This is a genomic window from Pseudoalteromonas sp. J2K-J599, from assembly GCF_059295115.2.
In genome coordinates this window covers 1,009,232-1,026,625 of sequence record NZ_CM200271.1, presented here as the reverse complement: position 1 = coordinate 1,026,625, position 17,394 = coordinate 1,009,232, and the positions used below count along the sequence as shown (strand labels likewise).

The following is a 17,394-nucleotide window of genomic DNA, read 5'->3' as shown; positions in this document are numbered from 1 at the left end:
TAAAAGCCAAAACTAACGTTTTGGCTTTTTTTTATAATTTTTTTAAGCTTACCTCTCAAAAAAAAATTTAGTTGTTACACTTAATTGTTAATCGAATCAAAAAAGATAAAAACATCACCTAGTTCTAGCGCAATTTTCTTAACGTTAGATAGACTCTCTATATAAGCAGATTTGTATTATTTAATAAAGTTATCTCTGAGTAACGACACTACTTCGTTAGTACGACCATTTAGTACTGCTTTAAGGCCAAATAAAGCCGTAGAGGCTACCTGCCCTGCTTCTATTTTAGGCGGCATGACTAACTCCATTCTATTTACTTTTACTTCTAATAAAGCCGGTCCTTTTGCATCTAGCCATGCGCGCATCGTTGAAGGCAGTTCATCAGGGTCTGATACTTGCCAACTGTGCAAGCCAATTTGCTGTGCTAATAGAGCAAAATTAGGGTTCGAGAGACCTGTGTAACTATCAAGTAAGCCTTCTACCCTTTGCTCCATTTCTACAAAGCCGAGTGAGTCATTGTTAAAAATTAAAATTTTAACTGCTATTTTCTCTTGCACTAAGGTAAGTAAATCTCCCAATAACATGGTGATCCCGCCATCGCCACACATCGCTATTACTTGCCTATCAGGATATGCATTTGCAATTCCTAATGCCTGAGGATACGCATTTGCCATAGTACCATGCAATAAACTGGCTAAAAAACGGCGCTCTCCTGTAGCCTTTAAATGCCTTAATAACCAAACCATTGGACTTCCTCCATCGGCGGTAAAAATAGCATTATCAGTGGCCTGTTCACTGAGTAGCTGCGCCAGGTACTGCGGGTGAATAAGGTCAGAGTCGTGTTTTGCCTTTTTATTGTAGCCCTGAGTGTCTTTTTTCCACTGCTCAAGCGATTCATTCAAATGTCTATTATCTGATTTTTGTTCAAGTAGTGGGGTTAACGCAGCTAAAGTATCTTTAACATCGCCCACTAAACCAAGTTCGATAGGCGAACGGCGCCCTAAATGGTTAGCCTCTTTATTGATTTGCACAATACGGGCTTTTTCAGGATAAAATTGGGTATAGGCAAAGTCAGAACCTAAGCAAATTAACAAATCGCAATCGCTCATTGCTTGCACTCCTGCAAGATTTCCTAAAATCCCTGTCATACCAATGTTAAAAGGGTTATTAGGCTCTACAAATTCTTTTGCTCGCGAACTATGAGCTATCGGAGCGTTTAACTTTTTTGCCAAAGTAATAAGTTGATCATGCGCCTTTCGGGCGCCAATACCTGCGTAAATGGTAATGCGCTTTGCATCGAGAATCATACCAGCAAGCTTTTTGAGTTCGTCGTCACTTGGACGAATAACCGGTTGAGGCTGGTGAACCGACCAAGGCAAATCATCATCTATTTTCTCCTTAAATACATCGCCATTAACTACAACCACCGCCACCCCCTTGTGTGCCAATGCCGCTTGAGCAGCCTGGGTTACGATACGCCGAGCTTGATCTGGGTGGCTAATACGCTTACAAAATACAGAGCACTGCTCGTAAATTTTGGTTTGGTCCAACTCTTGTGGAAAATCCATTCCTTCCTCCGCCCTATCAATGTTGGAGGCTATTAAAACAACAGGGGCACCATTACGGTGGCTTTCAAAAATACCATTTACAAAATGTAAGCTGCCAGGTCCACATGTTCCAGCACAAACAGCAAGCTGCTCTGTCATATAAGCTTCTGCACCGGCGGCAAAGCCACCTACTTCTTCATGACGTACATTGACCCACTTTAAATCGGTGTGCCTAATCGCATCAGTAAAATGATTTATTGTGTCGCCAACAATACCATAACAACGTTTTGCTCCCGCTTGTACGAGAGTGTCTGCTATAACGTGTGAAACTGTTGTACTCATTAGTAATGTCCTCTTTTATGTGCTAATAACGTTGTTCCCATTGCATCGGTTAAATTTTTAATTGGCTTAAATGTATCTTTAGAAGCAGCTTCCCACCAATCGCAATACGCTGTATCGCCAGGGGTATCAAGCAAACTGTTAGGAGGTAAAAATGGATGGACTTCCATAATTGACTTAGATTGTGCTGCATCTATGCGCGTTATAATTTGATGGGGATCTAACTCACTAGGATGAACGCCACCGCAGGAGCCCACAATTTCACCTAATGCAGCTAACGTTTTAGAATGAAACAGCGCTGCTCTTTGTGATTGTATTTCTATATCTAACGAGCGTTGGCGCTGTGGATCTTGGGTGGTGATCCCCGTAGGGCACGTCCCTTTGTCACAACGCTTAGCTTGCACACAACCAATGGAAAACATAAACGCACGCGCGGCATTACACCAATCAGCGCCTAAAGCAATATGCTTAGCCATGCCCATACCATTATAAATTTTACCACTGGCACCGAGCTTTATATGCTTCCTTAACCCCGTACCCACTAACATATTTTGCATCATTACTAAACCATCCTCTAAAGGCATACCAACCCAATCCGACAATTCATTAGGTGCAGCGCCCGTACCGCCTTCTGCGCCATCGACCACAATAAAATCAGGGTAAATTTCAGTGCTAAGCATAGCTTTACCCAACGCCATAACCTCGTGGGGCATACCAACGCACAGCTTTAACCCTACTGGCTTACCGCCAGAAAGCTCACGCATATGTTGTGCAAATTCAAGTAATTCAACGGGTGTTGAAAAAGCAGAGTGCCCAGCGGGCGACAAACAATCTTCATGAGCGGGAACTTTACGGGTGCGGGCTATTTCTTCAGTTACCTTAGAGCCTGGTAACAAGCCACCATGGCCTGGTTTAGCACCTTGACTGAGTTTTATTTCAGTCATTTTTACTTGTTTACTTTGTGCAGTATCAGCAAACTGCTTTGGATCAAAATTGCCGTGCTCGTCGCGACAACCAAAGTAGCCAGTGCCTAACTCCCATACAATGTCGCCACCATGCTTTTTATGATACTCACTAAGCCCTCCTTCCCCGGTATCATGATAAAAGTCACCTATTTTAGCGCCTTTATTTAATGCCTCAACTGCTCTACCCGATAATGCGCCGAAGCTCATTGCCGATATATTTAATAAGGATGCTTCATAAGGTTGGCTAGATTGCTCATTACCAATAGTTACCCTTGGCTTAGTATCTGGCTGAGATTTAGGTGCCATAGAGTGGCAAACCCACGTATAACCATCTTCTTTTACGTTGCGTTCTGTACCTAAAGGCCGCGTATCACTTTTACCTTGCGAGCGAGCATAAATAAGATTACGCGCTTCAAAACTGTAAGGTGTACCTTCTAAATCATCCTCCACAATGTATTGGCGTAAAAATGGTCGTAAGTCGTAAAATATGTGCCTTATCCATGCTATTACCGGATAATTTCTAAGCAACGTGCTACTAGTTTGCAACCTGTCTTTAATGCCTAGTGCCACAAAAAAACCAGCAATAATGATGACGAATATTGAGAGGTAATTATAAGGATTTAAAAACAGAACTAGCACTAACACAATCAATGCACTGATCGGTAAAAAAGCGCGCATTAATAAATGAAAAAAAGAAGCCATTTGTTTCATTATCGTATTTCCCTTTCTTTTGAGTGAGCAAAAGCAAGGTGAAAGCATATACTAACCCAAGCTCGAGCAATTAATAATCTACTCTAGGGACACACTATAATAAGCAAACTGAACAAAAACTGATGAAAGAGACTAAAAAAGGAACAAACAAAAATGGGCTACGCTCAATCAACTAATAGCAATTGCATTAAATAAGTGATCTATTATAGCGCTAAGAAAATAGCACAATAACAAGGCAAAATTGTGATGTATAAAGTCAAAATTTGATGATCATATACAAAGCTCCTAGAGTTTTTCGATATAGTTGTGTTGACCAAGACATAAACGTTATCAGAGGAGCTTAGTATAAAACTATATGGTGGGGTGGAGTTGACTTGCATTCAAATAATAGTGTAATTCCTATCATTAATGAACAGGGTGAAACGCTTAACTGCAATCGTTTAAATAATGACATCTCTGTCATTTTATCTTTTTAGCCCCTTATAAATACAAGCTAGCAGGACTTGTTGTTGAATCAACATTTAATTTGTATTGGTTAGTTGATGCATTAATAGCTGCAAAGTTTAAACTTCACTTAGCGAATCCAGCTGCAACCCAGCAATACTCTGGTTAAAAATATACCAACGAGCATAGTGATGCACGCCGGTTAGCTGAAATGCTAAGTCTAGATATACTCTCTGGAGGCTATATTTATCCCCGAGAACTCAGGGCTGTTCGAGATTTAATGCACAAACAAATGGACATTGTTCAACAGTCCACTAAAAACTTATTATCGGTGTAAAGTTGTTATATGCGTCATCTTGGTTATAAGCTCGGTAGCAACAAAATGACCGTACCAGAAATGCTTGATATGCCATTTTACCACCCAGTAATTGAAGAAGGGTTACGTACCGCCCTTCGCGACTTAAACGCCAAACTTAAATTTGGCCCAGACATTGTAAATTCATGTATGGAATGTGGTCCAGGCGCATAACCTATTTGCCACACATACAAACTTGCTAAGCAAAAGCCAAAACTAACGTTTTGGCTTTTTTTTATAATTTTTTTAAGCTAACCTCTCAAAAAAAAATTTAGCTGTTACACTTAATTGATAATTCAATTAAAAAGATGGAATAGCTATGCCCAATAATAAATTTAGACTAGTCACTCGCAGCGATTTTGATGGCTTAGTTTGTGCCGTATTGCTCAAAGACTTAGACCTAATTGACGATATTTTATTTGTTCATCCAAAAGACATGCAAGATGGCAAAATAGACATTACCGAAAACGACATTACGACCAACCTCCCCTACGTTGCAGGCTGTCATATAGCATTCGATCATCACCTTAGCGAAACCGTTCGCAACTCAAGCGACATAAAAAACCATATTATTGACCCAAAAGCCCCATCAGCAGCTCGCGTAGTTTATGACTATTATGGCGGCGCTGAAAAACTTCCAAATATTTCTGTTGAAATGATGGACGCGGTAGACAAAGGCGATGCTGCTCAGTTTTCAAAAGACGAAATATTAAACCCAACCGATTGGGTATTAATGAACTTTATTATGGATGCGCGAACTGGACTTGGCCGTTTTCGCGAGTTTAAAATTTCAAATTACCAATTAATGATGCAACTGATTGATGCGTGTAAAGATCAGAGCATCGAAGAAATCCTACAAATGGAAGACGTAGCCGAACGTGTTGCTTTATATAACGAGCATAACGAAAAAGCCAAAGAGCAAATTTCTCAATGCGCTACCGTTCATAAAAACTTAGTAGTCCTTGATTTAACTCAAGAAGAAACAATTTACGCCACAAACCGATTTGTTATTTATGCCATGTACCCCGACTGCAATATCTCGATTCATAAAATGTGGGGCCTTAAAAAGCAAAATGTGGTGTATGCCATAGGTAAATCAATAACTAACCGCAGTTCAAACACCAATGTTGGCGAACTGTGCCTTAAATACGGCGGCGGCGGCCATTTAAATGCAGGTACTTGCCAAGTAGAAACAAGTAAAGCTGAAGCTGTACTTAGCGAATTGATTGATAAAATTACAAGTGATGGTTAGTTGTAAGCTGTTATCTACCTAGCAGCGAAATATAGTGTATTAGTATTGACTATAGCCTCAGTTGAGTTTGGGTTGAACCAAAGTTAGGATCCTGAATTCATTCCGGGTGTGGGTAAAATTATTGATCATACTTTCAACCATAAGTTGATTTATGTTTTCATGCAGCGCGATAGATTACGTGGCGAAAAGTAGCCTAGCAAAGCACGTTATTATCACCAATAGTGTTAGTATTGAGTGCCGACTAGCCACTGTTAAAAATAATTTTTTAACAGTGGCTAGTATGTGTACCTAGTGTTTGGCGAGCAAGGTAGAAGGGCATAGTTAGTATGATTTAACGTCGAAGAAAAATGTATCCGATACGCAAAGTGACTGCTAAAAGCTCTGCTGGGATAGTTCGGGCGATGATTGCATCTTAAGATACTACCGTCATCATTTCCTCACGATCATAGTAGGTAATACCAGTAAATTCTGTGACCATGGCTGGTAGCAAACAAACTAAAAAACTGCCCCCCCCCCCTCGCCAAATAAAACCCATATTAAAAACTTAAGGTAAGTAAAAACTTTAACGGATCCCTATCGCAGCAAAGCAAATTGCTGGCGCTCAACGAGACCTTAACTTTCGGCCAAGAAAATGTTTGGGATATAAAAACTCAGCAGTGGTGTTCGATAAATTACCTAGTGCGACTTAATTTACTAAGTGGGGCACTTCGAGTTAATTGGCGTCATGCTGCAGATTAAAACCTTAGCAGGAAAGCTCCTCAAGCCTCGAAGCAACAGTATTTTATGGGTAGGCATCGCTTTTTGACTCATCGAAAAATAACAACACGGGATCCTTTAATCGGTATTCATTCTTCTAATGCATAAGCGTTAGCATAAAAAGTATTATAACTTCCTTCTTAACAACTTAATCGATTAAGTTAAGCCTTCATTCAACAGGTGCCGCGTGAGAATTAATACATTATTTTTTCGTTAAGATTTAAATGAATGATGATAACTTTCAAGCATAAAAACTTATTTTTTTAATATTAATATTCACTTTTAAATTCCTACCTCTAAGTTACTTACAAAAAAGCCAGTAAACACTAACACTATAGAGCCCATATATAATACGCAACCTTAATTCAAGATGAATTAAGGTTGTCATTTGAAAGTTCCTATATGCAATAGTATTTTATATTTATATTTTCGATTGTTTTTGATTGTTAAATCGGTGAACCATTACAAAAAAACAAACTTAATCGTTTAAGTTTTTAAAAGAGTGGTATATAGTAAAAAAGCTAACATCATGTAGCGCGGGCATTATTACGCCCGAATTTCCTGGCTAATTCCAGAAGACAACCTTTGTCCGAATCGATTTCGCTATAAAAGTCACATATATTCAAGTGAATACAACTGGTTTTCACTCAAAATAATTGATTTAGACTAGGATAACAGGGGTCTTATTAGGCTGAGGCCATCCTTTTACGGGAAACAATTTTTAATTTAGTGAGAAGATATTGATGAATAGTAAAATAGGTAAATCGACAATCCCAATTCTGTGTTCATTTCTGGGCTTAACAACGGCAGCTGTTGCAGAACCTTATCTACAGCCGGGTCCCGAGCCGACATTTCACACCCAAGAGGCATTTGCACCTGAGAGTAATTTCACTGCGAAGTGGACGCGGGCTGATGCACGCCAAATCAAGCGAATGTCTGATCCGACGGCTGGTTCACGTCAGAATTCGATGCCTGAAGAATACACTATGCCTGACATCCCGCAGAACTTCCCTGACATGTCGAACGAACAGGTCTGGGTATGGGACTCTTGGCCTCTGACTGACGAGGATGCTAATCAGTACAGTGTCAATGGACAGGAAATCATTTTTTCTTTAGTAGCCGACCGTAGCCTTGGCTTTGATGACCGCCACGTTTACGCAAAGATCGGCTACTTCTATCGGCCGGCTGGGATTTCCGCTGACCAACGCCCCGAAAATGGTGGTTGGACCTATGGTGGTCTCGTGTTCGATGAAGGTGTCACCGGTGAAATTTTCGAAGACCAGTCTTACAGCCACCAGACCCAGTGGTCAGGCTCGGCGCGTATTTTTCCGGGTGGCGAAATAAAGTTATTTTTCACAGATGTTGCCTTCTACCGTGATCAAGACGGTGGACCGGACATCAAGCCTTACGACTCTCGGCTCGCGCTAAGCGTAGGCCATGTGCATGCTAATAAACACGGCGTGAGATTCACCGGTTTCAACAAGGTTACGTCGCTACTCGAGGCTGACGGCACTTACTACCAAAATGCTGAGCAAAACCCTTACTATAACTTCCGCGACCCGTTTACTTTCGAAGATCCGGCTCATCCAGGTGAGACCTATATGGTATTTGAGGGCAACTCGGCCATGGACCGGACAACTGCACAGTGTGATGCGGACGACCTTGGCTACCGGGACGGCGACCCTTATGCAGAAACCGTAACCCAAGTGAATGCATCGGGTGCGCCCTTTCAGATCGGTAACGTCGGTCTGGCAAGGGCTACGAACGACGACCTAACCGAGTGGGAATTTCTGCCGCCTATTCTATCTGCAAACTGTGTCACCGATCAGACTGAACGACCGCAGATCTACCAACAAGATGGCAAGTACTACCTTTTCACTATTAGCCACAGCACCACATACGCAACAGGTATTACTGGCCCCGAGGGCGTATATGGTTTCGTAGGCAACGGTATTCGCAGCGATTACCAGCCGATGAACCAGGGATCCGGACTGGTGCTGGGTAACCCAACGAACCTCAACTACTGGCCGGGTAGTCCGTTTGCGCCAGACTATAATCAGCATCCAGGTCAATTCCAGTCGTACTCGCACTACGTGATGCCTGGGGGCTTGATCCAATCGTTCATCGACACGATCGGCACTCAAGAAAATTTTCGTCGCGGTGGGACGCTTGCACCTACAGTCAGGATAGAAATCAACGGCGACTCGTCAGAGGTTGATTATTCCTATAGCGTAAATGGTTATGGGCTAGGTGGTTGGGCCGATATCCCTGCAAACCTTAATGTGAATTCGGGTGGACAGATCAAGCCTCTAAAGAAATAGCTTTAGTAAATTAATCTATACAGCCATTATCGGTGGGAAGAGGAGATGGCGATGTACCGGCGTATCCTCTTCTCCCTTGTTTGTAAATGGCAAATAAAGGTATGCTCGACTTATTCGACAGTCTCTCGAACTGTCGCTCTGTTTTTTTGTTTTACAGCAGTGATTTCTGAAGCACTGCATTTCCTTATTTTACAAGTTTTTCGTACTGCCCAATATCATCTATCATGCTCAATGAGTACCTTTGCGCAATTACATTGCTTTGTAATCGGTGCTCCAATAAGGGGAATTATGAACCACAATCTTATTTTAATATTTGCAAGTCGCTGGTATATGACAATTTGCGTGTTGGTCGTGTTGTTCTGCTCAGGAATGTCGCTGGCCGTCGAATTAGGTTCTGAAGCAGCGTTTAGCTCTTCACCGTTGCCTCTGTTGACAGAAGAATCATCTAAATACAAGCGCCCAGCTAATTGGGCTAGATATCGGCCCGCGGTGCACCTAACCCCCGCCAAACACTGGATGAACGATCCCCAGCGTCCAATTCTGATTGACGGTATCTGGCACTACTATTACCTCTACAATGCCGATTATCCCATAGGAAACGGTACTGAGTGGTACCACGCGACCTCGGTTGATCTTGTGCACTGGCAAGATCACGGTGTGGCAATCGACAAATACAAGAACGGCCTCGGCGACATTGAAACCGGTAGCGCAGTAATTGACATCGATAACACTGCAGGCTTCGGCCCTGGCGCTGTAATCGCCATCATGACTCAACAACACGAGGGTGTACAGCGCCAGTCGCTCTTTGTCTCGACTGACGGCGGCTATCGATTTAAGGCGTACCACGACAATCCTGTCATGGACAACCCTGGATCCGAGCATTGGCGTGATCCTAAGATCATCTGGGACGACACGCGCAATGAATGGCTGATGGTGCTGGCTGAGGGTCATAAGATCGGCTTTTACACGTCGCCCGATTTGAAGCATTGGAAGTATCAGTCTGGGTTCGAGCGCGACGACCTTGGGATTCTGGAATGTCCCGACCTATTCCAAATGTCGGTCAACGGTGACAGTGCAACTACACGATGGGTGCTGGCAACTGGCGCGAACGGCTTTAAAAAAGGAATGACCACGGGAACCCTGTACTGGACCGGAGTATGGGACGGAAAAAATTTCACCGTGGATAGCGATGAACCTCAATGGCTAGACTTCGGCGCCGACTTTTATGCCGCAGTGACATGGGAAGACCCTCGCCACAATGACGCCGAACGCCTTGCTTCTCGCTATGCCATTGGTTGGCTCAATAACTGGGCCTACGCCACCAAACTCCCAACCGATGAGTGGCACGGGGGGGCCAACTCGATCGTACGGCGCATCATGCTACGGTCTGTAGACGGTAAGCCGCAGCTTGTCTCGCAGCCCATCAATGCGATCGACAAACTTGAGGGTAATACAGTAGCTCGATCCAATATTCGGGTGACGGAAGCGTCGAAGATGGCACTTCCTCACCCTCAATCCGATGCCTACCGACTCCGGGTTAAGATTGACGCTGACTCAGATGCTAAAGAGATCCGCTTCCGTCTTAAGGAAGGCAATGGGCACTTTTCTGTCGTTGGATACAACTTTGCGAATGACACTGTTTTTGTCAAACGCGATAAGGATGCTATAGCCAATGCGATGCCCAAAGTTTACCGCGAGGTTCGAAAGTCCCCCGTACAAGCGCGCGATGGCTTTGTCATGCTGGATATCATTGTAGATACAACATCCATTGAGGTCTTTGTAAATAACGGCGAAGTTGTACTTTCAAACCTTGTATTCGGCGCTCCCGGTGCAAATGACCTATCGGTCGAGTCAATTGGAGGAAATACGGAACTGAGTTTATTTGAGCTAACCCCTCTCAAGGTTGCCCCGGTCACTCGCAGTAAAGGTAATGCGGGCTTGGGCCCTACTCCGTGAAATTTAGCCTAGATTGTATTTTAAGATGTTGCTGGTTATTGTGTGATTCATAGGTATCGTTTCAATATACTATCTCTCTATGAACAAAGAAACTCAACAGCTATTAAAGTGGATTGAGCTTTAAGAAAAAACAATGTTGTGGGTCTAGTTTGACGTCGTTGGTATATCTAGACCTACTCTTCAAATTGCTACCAGCGATACATAGAAAACAGCATAGACGTACTCACAGACCCCAAGCACTAATATTTATTATCAAATAGAAAATGGGTGCTAGAAGCTCCAAAATCAGCTTCTACACGAGCATAACTTCCATCCATCACTTGACTCAATTCATAAAGTCCTGACCAAATACGAAGTAAAGCCAATAGTTTTTCAGCAAAAGAAAAATACTTCATTCGATAATAAAGGCCTATTCCTAGTGACTAAATTCAGATGGATACATGTAAAGTCGCGCCTGAATTTATCAGTACACTACCATTGATGATTGCTCTAGATATCGCGTGTTAGACGCCTTTAAACGTAGAACGGCAAACAATACACTTACCTTTGTCGATAAAGTGATAGAAGAAATGCCATTTCCAACACGACGGTACAAACTGATCGCGCAATGGAGTTTTTTGCTGAGAAGGTACTGCTCAAATTGATGGAGCATAACATTAAATTTCGTCCCAACAAATCAGGCTCTCCTCACTTAAATGGTAAAGTTAAGAGGCCACAAAGAATCGACAAAGAAGAGTTTTATTCGACCGTTAATTTGGATTTTGGAGATCTCAAAAGTTAAACTTTACCTGAATGACGGCATTACTACACTACAATCAGCAGCACGCTTACGGCTCATTTAGAGGTAAAACACCACGGGTATTGAATGTGAACGCCTTGAACTACATCACTTTGAAGAACGTTCAAGCTAACTACGAAACGCCTAAAAATAGTTAAGAAATCAATTAAACTATATAATATTAAGCCTGAGAAATTAATGCATCATTAGTTAAGCTGATTTTTAGAAATCTTTATCATTTATATTTTATAAAAAATCAGGAGTGATGTAGCGGTCAATTAATTTCAAATTTGATGAGGTTTCTACTTTCTACTTAACTTTATTGGCTAACTTTAAAAAACCTTTCGGCTTTTTTTACACTTTATTCTTAACTGGGCTATTCGTAATAAATCTATGCTAGTTGATATCAGTGAAACAATGGCTAGGTACAATTATAAGAGTTGAGTGTAATCCACTATTTAATAAACTCATCACGCTACATATGTGCTACTCAAGCATAACTCATTAAATTTAATTGGTAGCCCCTGCAACCACCAGATTAAACCTATAAATAACTGATTAATAAAAACATAATAAAAACAAAAAACAGGCAGTGTAACTTACAGTGTAACAAAAACACTTTCTCTGCGTAGATATTAAAAAACCTTCGTTATATAACCAAATCAAAAATTGAATTTAAATATAAATAAACCTATATTTAAAAACCAATCATTCAAAGAGTTACCATCATGGACGATAAAATGGATACGGCTAGAACCATTCTTAATATAACCTCTTCAATCGAGAAAATAGAGAAAGATAAAAACGAACTTTTCATTATTTTATGGATTGGGCTGGGGTTTTTATTTTCTGTTTTAAGAGAGGAACTATTAGTCTCTTGGATTGCGGCAATTACAATCGCAGCTGTTTATGCCTATGGATTTTATAAAAAAGAGGAGCTCAACAATTTAAAAAAATCAAAGAGCTATTACTTGCAAATACTTAACCCCCACATGCAACCTAAAAATAAATAATATTTATGTCAGCGAGGGTTTTGTATTTTATTTATAGCGGCAAGACTTTACATAAATAGTATCACTTGGTGTTGAGCTAAACCTTGACGGTAACTCACTATGTAATCTACACAGATCACCTTTAGTGCTTATTCCTGCTACAACAAATTCACGAGTGACTACCTTGTCATCGTGCTTATAAAATATTTTAATACTGCTACCCTCTTTTATAAGCTTTGGGATTTTAGCGTCAAAGCTCTTAGCGCTTGAGAAAAGCAAATAGTCACTCACTACCTCTATCCGCCCATACCCTGGTGTTGATGCGATAGACGCCCAATCATCGGCCGTAGCAAAGCTTGAAAAAACGATCAATAAAAAAGTTATTTTGTGTTTAATCATTTCAGTTCCTTTGATAAATATTGTAAGTAAAGCACCAAATATATTTGCTTTTTTGTGCCTTTGCGTTAGTATTATCAGCAACACGGCCCCTATCGGTAATGTTACGAAAGTAACAACTGCTTAGGGGTTTTTTTATGGCTGTAATATTATTGCCAATCATTTTGCCAATTGTCTGGCGCCCCCATTCCTACTAAGTTTAACTTCAAATGTTCTAAGTTTGGAAATGACTCTAAGTGGTCTTTTACTCGTTCTGGCCAACTAGAGTTAGGGTTTATTCGTTTCATTAATACTAAGCAGATACGAAGTAATAAATAACAACGAGCCTGGGCATGAGTATTTGTAATGTAGTCATTGACCCAAGGATGCTCCGCTTTGGGTGGTAGCTTAGGCTGTTCCGTCATATTACGGTTCCATAATCTACTGTGGTGTGCGCATACATTACGTAAATAATTCAGACTCCTCAGCCAAGAGGCAAATATCCGACCATTACTGATACCATAACGGTTTGCTATAGCGTCTTGGTCAGCCTCTAGCATTCCATCAAATAAGCGCGACATAGTGCCAAAATCCCAGACCTCACAGGCGACCCAAATAGGTAAAGGTAGTCCATACTTCGCTTTATTATGCTTAACAAACTCTTCTTTTGAACGGCTTATTAGTTTAGCGTGACCGCTGAGCCAGTCGTGATGTTTTGTTACACCTTTGCGCCCATCAAGTACTTGGCTAAAATCGGGAAATAAACAATCAGGCTTTAAATAAGCAAAGGGGTGTTTCTCGCCAAGTGTATGCGATATATCTACTCTAAGGGCAACTTCAATGCGCTCTAAGGCATCCATAGCAAGCATACGTAGCCGTTTATCAAACACATACAGCTCAACCGCATCTGTAAAGCAGCTACCCGCTTTAAAGGTTTCAAAAGGGAAGGTGGTTTCTTTAGTTCTTTGAGTTTTATTGCCTTTATAAATTATCTCGCACACCTTACCTGAGCGCTCCCTAAAAGAGTACCAGTAACCACTTAAACGATAGTAGCCTATGCGCTCAATGTAATTCAGTGCTGCGGCTTTATCGGTAACACTCAAGCCGCGTTGTTGTAATTTAGCAAGCTGTTCATCAAAGCCAAGCCAAGGTTTGCTATAAGCCATAGCTAAAGCGCCTGTTCGACTATGGCGTCGGTTAGGTGAAGTTTAGTGGTTTGTGCGTCGGTTAAACGGGCTTTGAGTTGATCACATAGCGCCATTAATTCATCGACTTTAGCGACGATGCAGTGTTGTTCTTCTAATGGAGCTATTGGTATAACCCAATTTTGAATAGCCTCAATACCTATATTTGCTTGATTAGCTGTACCTGTCGATTTACTGTAAATAGCATCTAATAATCTATCATCCTTTAAAACTATATTAGTATAGCGACTATCTACATTTAACATTCTCGAAATACATAGCCTTTGATTTAGAAACAGCCTTTTGTCTTTGACGTCATTTTCACTCACAATTAAAGAATATAGGTAATCTCTCTTCCCATTCGTTCCTGTCATTGTAAGTAGAATATCGTTACTAACAATTTCATATTCGATCGTTTTTTCTGCTAGTTCATGTGTGATAAAAACTGGGTTAGCTTCAAACCTAAATGTATCAGGTCTAATATTACCCATCCGAATGACTTGAGCATTACCACCTTCTACAAACATAGTGCTTTTATACGCAAAACCACCTTTTAAAATGGATGTGTTACCAAGTTTGCTCCACTCCCAGCCCTTTGGTAATTCAAACGGCTTTTCTTCGTCGGTGATTTCTGGCAGTGGTTTTTGCTTTTTGATTTTTTTGTCTTTAATCAGTTGGGCTTTTTCTGCTGCGATGCGCTCTAGGAGTTTGGCGGCGGGTTCGTCGTTTGGGTTTTGTGGGACGAGTTTGCCCATTACTGCTAGTTGTAAAATGGTTTGCTTTAGCGTGTCGATGCTGGCGGTGGTGGTGAATAGCGTGTCGAAGTGCTCGCTTAAACGTTGCCAGTTTTGTTGAAACTGTGCTGTGGCTTGTTCGGTTGTTGCGGTTTGACCTGGTGCTTTAAGCAAGGCTTCTAACAGCACTTCAACTAATGTTTGGTGTGCCGCAATACTATTTTCAGTTTGTGCCTCAAGCGCATCGCACAAGCTCATTAGCTCTTCAACTTTAGCGACTATGCGTTGTTGTTCTTTTTCAGGCGGAAGTAGAATCTCAAAACTTTTGATACTAGCTTGAGTAATGCTAGCCTGATTTGCCGTTCCCTGTGCTACTTTAACTAAATAACTTTTGAACGTTGAAGAGTTTATACATAGATATAAATACATTGGGTTGAGACCTGTATAAGGTCTTATCCTTACAGCATTTTGATTCAATAAAGAGTTATCAAATTGCTTATTAATTAAAAAGGACCTCCCGACAGCAGACTTTGGAGCGGAAAACCAACTTCCAACTGTTGTCATAACAATATCACCCTCAAAAATAAGATATTGTTTAAACTCTTCCGCACTTTTTGGATCAATGTATACAGCGTTTTGTATATGGTTATCCGTTAAGGTTTGAATTTTAGTTATCATAAAGCCACTTTCTAAGTAGTCTTTAGACTTAAAAGCATACCCCTTCTGAAATTGGCCTAAATCATTTAAATTAGAACTCTCCCACCCTTTCGGCAATTCAAACGGTTTTTCATCTTCGCTGAGTAATGGCTGTGCTTTTGGCTTTTTGATTTTCTTATCTTTCATCAATTGCGCTTTTTCATCGGCTATTCGCTCAAGCAATACTGAAGCGGGTTCGTCGGTTGGATCTTGTGGCACTAATTTTCCACGTACGGCGAGCTCTAAAATAAGCTCACGGAGCTTTTTAATGCCATGTAGTGAAAACTTTTTCGATGAACCGCGACCTGATGACGACTTTTGCTCTATGGCAGTCGTCCAAATATCAAGATGTTCGGTGATTAACTGCTCTGCGTTTGTGTTTAGTGCTTTAGTCTCAGCCATTACTTGCCCTCAGTATCTTTTGAAAGGGCCGCTGACAATATGCCTTTAAGCTGATCACGTAGTGCTTGTATGTCGGCTTGCTGCTTTGAGTAATCGGCTAGTAGCTCTTCTGGGTCGTGACTGATTACCTCGCCTACATGCGGATTTTTAATATCGAGGTTGTAGTTACGAGCAATAATATCGTCGATTGATACTTTCCACGCTTGCTCGGTCTCTGTTCGGCTGGCAAAGCCGTCTGCCTCATAGCCCCACCATTCGAGCTCCGTTTTGAACTCTTCAAACTTCATTGGTTTGGTTTTGTTGTAATTTTTTACACCGGCTGGATATGGGTGCTCGTAAAACCACACGTCTTTTGTTGGCGTGCCTTTAGTAAAAAACAGTATGTTGGTTTTAATACCGGTATACGGGTTAAACACGCCATTGGGTAAGCGTATTATGGTATGTAAGTTACATTCCTCTACCAGTAGCTTTTTAATTTTGGTTTTTACGCCTTCACCAAACAAGGTGCCGTCTGGCAGTACCACTGCGGCGCGCCCTTTAGTGTTGAGCACTTCTATAATGAGCTGTAAGAACAAGTCGGCTGTTTCGCGAGTTTGCAGGTCGCTTGGGAAGTTTTTTTCTATACCGTCTTCTTCAGTGCCGCCAAATGGTGGGTTGGTGATGATGACATCTACTTGGTCATCCCAGCTTGAAAGCGGTTTATTTAGGGTATTGCCGTGTTTAACTTGTACCGGTACCTCTATGCCGTGAAGCATCATGTTGGTAGTACACAGTAAATGCGGGAGTTGTTTTTTCTCTACACCATGTATTTGCTTTTGAAGTATTTGGTGGTCGTCGCCCGATTTTACATAGTTTGTTTTTACGTGGTCGAACGCACACGCTAAAAAGCCACCAGTACCACACGCCGGGTCCATGATTGACTCGCCTAATTTTGGGTCGGTTACTGCTACTATAAATTTAGTGATGGCGCGCGGAGTATAAAATTCGCCCGCGTTGCCTGCGCTTTGTAAGTCTTTTAGTATTTGCTCGTACAGGTCGCCAAATAAGTGGCGCTCTTTTGAGTCGGTGAAGTCTATTTCGTTTAGCTTATTAATAACCTGGCGCAGTAGCGTGCCGTTTTTCATGTAGTTAAAAGCATCACTAAATGCCTCTTTTACTACATAGCCGCGAGGGTTTTTGTCTATGGGTGCTGTTAAGTTTTTAAGTTCAATAAACAGCTTATCGTTTACAAACTCTAAAAGCTCATCGCCGGTTATACCTTCGTTATCGGCCGCCCAGTTACGCCATAAATACTGCTCGGGGATTGGCTCGCGATAATCGTCTAATTCAAGCTCTAGTTCTTCTTCTTGCGCGTCGAATACTTTTAAAAAAAGTAACCACGACATTTGGCCAAGGCGTTGTGCGTCGCCATCGACACCGGCATCTTTACGCATAATATCTTGAATAGACTTAATAGCTGAACTGATAGACATAGTATTCTCTTGTTTAGTTATTTTTATAAACAGCGGCTAAAAGCAAATATGAAAGCTGTTTAATTTAAATGGTTTAATGCTTTGCTATAGCTGATACATAGCGACAGCAAACAAC

General features: G+C 41.5%; 10 protein-coding genes and 2 pseudogenes. 6 read left to right on the top strand and 6 right to left on the bottom strand.

Going from position 1 to position 17,394, the window contains the following annotated elements; genetic code table 11:
* Positions 1-176: 176 nt before the first annotated feature.
* Positions 177-1,889 (bottom strand): thiamine pyrophosphate-dependent enzyme, encoded by a 1,713-nt coding sequence (locus AC5NT5_RS04625; RefSeq protein ID WP_165723556.1) that lies wholly within the window; start codon positions 1,887-1,889, stop codon positions 177-179.
* The gene (locus AC5NT5_RS04620; protein WP_024595777.1) at positions 1,889-3,562 is read right to left on the bottom strand and encodes an FMN-binding glutamate synthase family protein; all 1,674 of its coding nucleotides are present in this window, start codon (positions 3,560-3,562) and stop codon (positions 1,889-1,891) included. Before AC5NT5_RS04620 ends, AC5NT5_RS04625 begins: the two co-directional genes overlap by 1 nt.
* Positions 3,563-4,379: 817 nt before the next feature.
* Here AC5NT5_RS04620 and AC5NT5_RS04615 point away from each other — a divergent pair.
* The 6 genes and pseudogenes from AC5NT5_RS04615 to AC5NT5_RS04590 form a co-directional block, all read left to right on the top strand.
* A pseudogene (locus AC5NT5_RS04615) lies at positions 4,380-4,535 on the top strand (dihydrolipoyl dehydrogenase); the annotation flags it as partial.
* A gap of 145 nt (positions 4,536-4,680) precedes the next feature.
* On the top strand, positions 4,681-5,613 hold the full coding sequence (locus AC5NT5_RS04610; RefSeq protein WP_165723557.1) for a DHH family phosphoesterase: 933 nt from the start codon (positions 4,681-4,683) through the stop codon (positions 5,611-5,613).
* A 1,499-nt stretch (positions 5,614-7,112) separates the two neighbouring features.
* The gene (locus tag AC5NT5_RS04605; RefSeq protein WP_002961343.1) at positions 7,113-8,690 is read left to right on the top strand and encodes a glycoside hydrolase family 68 protein; all 1,578 of its coding nucleotides are present in this window, start codon (positions 7,113-7,115) and stop codon (positions 8,688-8,690) included.
* A gap of 288 nt (positions 8,691-8,978) precedes the next feature.
* On the top strand, positions 8,979-10,646 hold the full coding sequence (locus AC5NT5_RS04600) for a glycoside hydrolase family 32 protein (RefSeq protein WP_240915856.1): 1,668 nt from the start codon (positions 8,979-8,981) through the stop codon (positions 10,644-10,646).
* Positions 10,647-10,920: 274 nt separating this feature from the next.
* A pseudogene (locus tag AC5NT5_RS04595) lies at positions 10,921-11,412 on the top strand (DDE-type integrase/transposase/recombinase); the annotation flags it as partial.
* Positions 11,413-12,152: 740 nt separating this feature from the next.
* Complete coding sequence (locus AC5NT5_RS04590; protein ID WP_494513458.1) at positions 12,153-12,437, top strand: hypothetical protein; 285 nt, start codon at positions 12,153-12,155, stop codon at positions 12,435-12,437.
* Between the two features lie 27 nt (positions 12,438-12,464).
* Here AC5NT5_RS04590 and AC5NT5_RS04585 read toward each other — a convergent pair whose 3' ends face one another.
* From AC5NT5_RS04585 to AC5NT5_RS04570, 4 genes are all read right to left on the bottom strand, one after another.
* Positions 12,465-12,815 (bottom strand): hypothetical protein, encoded by a 351-nt coding sequence (locus tag AC5NT5_RS04585; RefSeq protein WP_494513457.1) that lies wholly within the window; start codon positions 12,813-12,815, stop codon positions 12,465-12,467.
* A gap of 146 nt (positions 12,816-12,961) precedes the next feature.
* Positions 12,962-13,957: an Abi family protein gene (locus AC5NT5_RS04580; RefSeq protein ID WP_494513456.1), complete on the bottom strand. Its 996-nt coding sequence runs from the start codon at positions 13,955-13,957 to the stop codon at positions 12,962-12,964.
* A gap of 2 nt (positions 13,958-13,959) precedes the next feature.
* Positions 13,960-15,807 carry a restriction endonuclease subunit S gene (locus tag AC5NT5_RS04575; protein ID WP_494513455.1) on the bottom strand — a complete coding sequence of 616 codons (1,848 nt, stop codon included), beginning with the start codon at positions 15,805-15,807 and terminating at the stop codon, positions 13,960-13,962.
* Positions 15,807-17,279 carry an N-6 DNA methylase gene (locus tag AC5NT5_RS04570; RefSeq protein ID WP_494513454.1) on the bottom strand — a complete coding sequence of 491 codons (1,473 nt, stop codon included), beginning with the start codon at positions 17,277-17,279 and terminating at the stop codon, positions 15,807-15,809. Before AC5NT5_RS04570 ends, AC5NT5_RS04575 begins: the two co-directional genes overlap by 1 nt.
* Between the last annotated feature and the right edge of the window lie 115 nt (positions 17,280-17,394).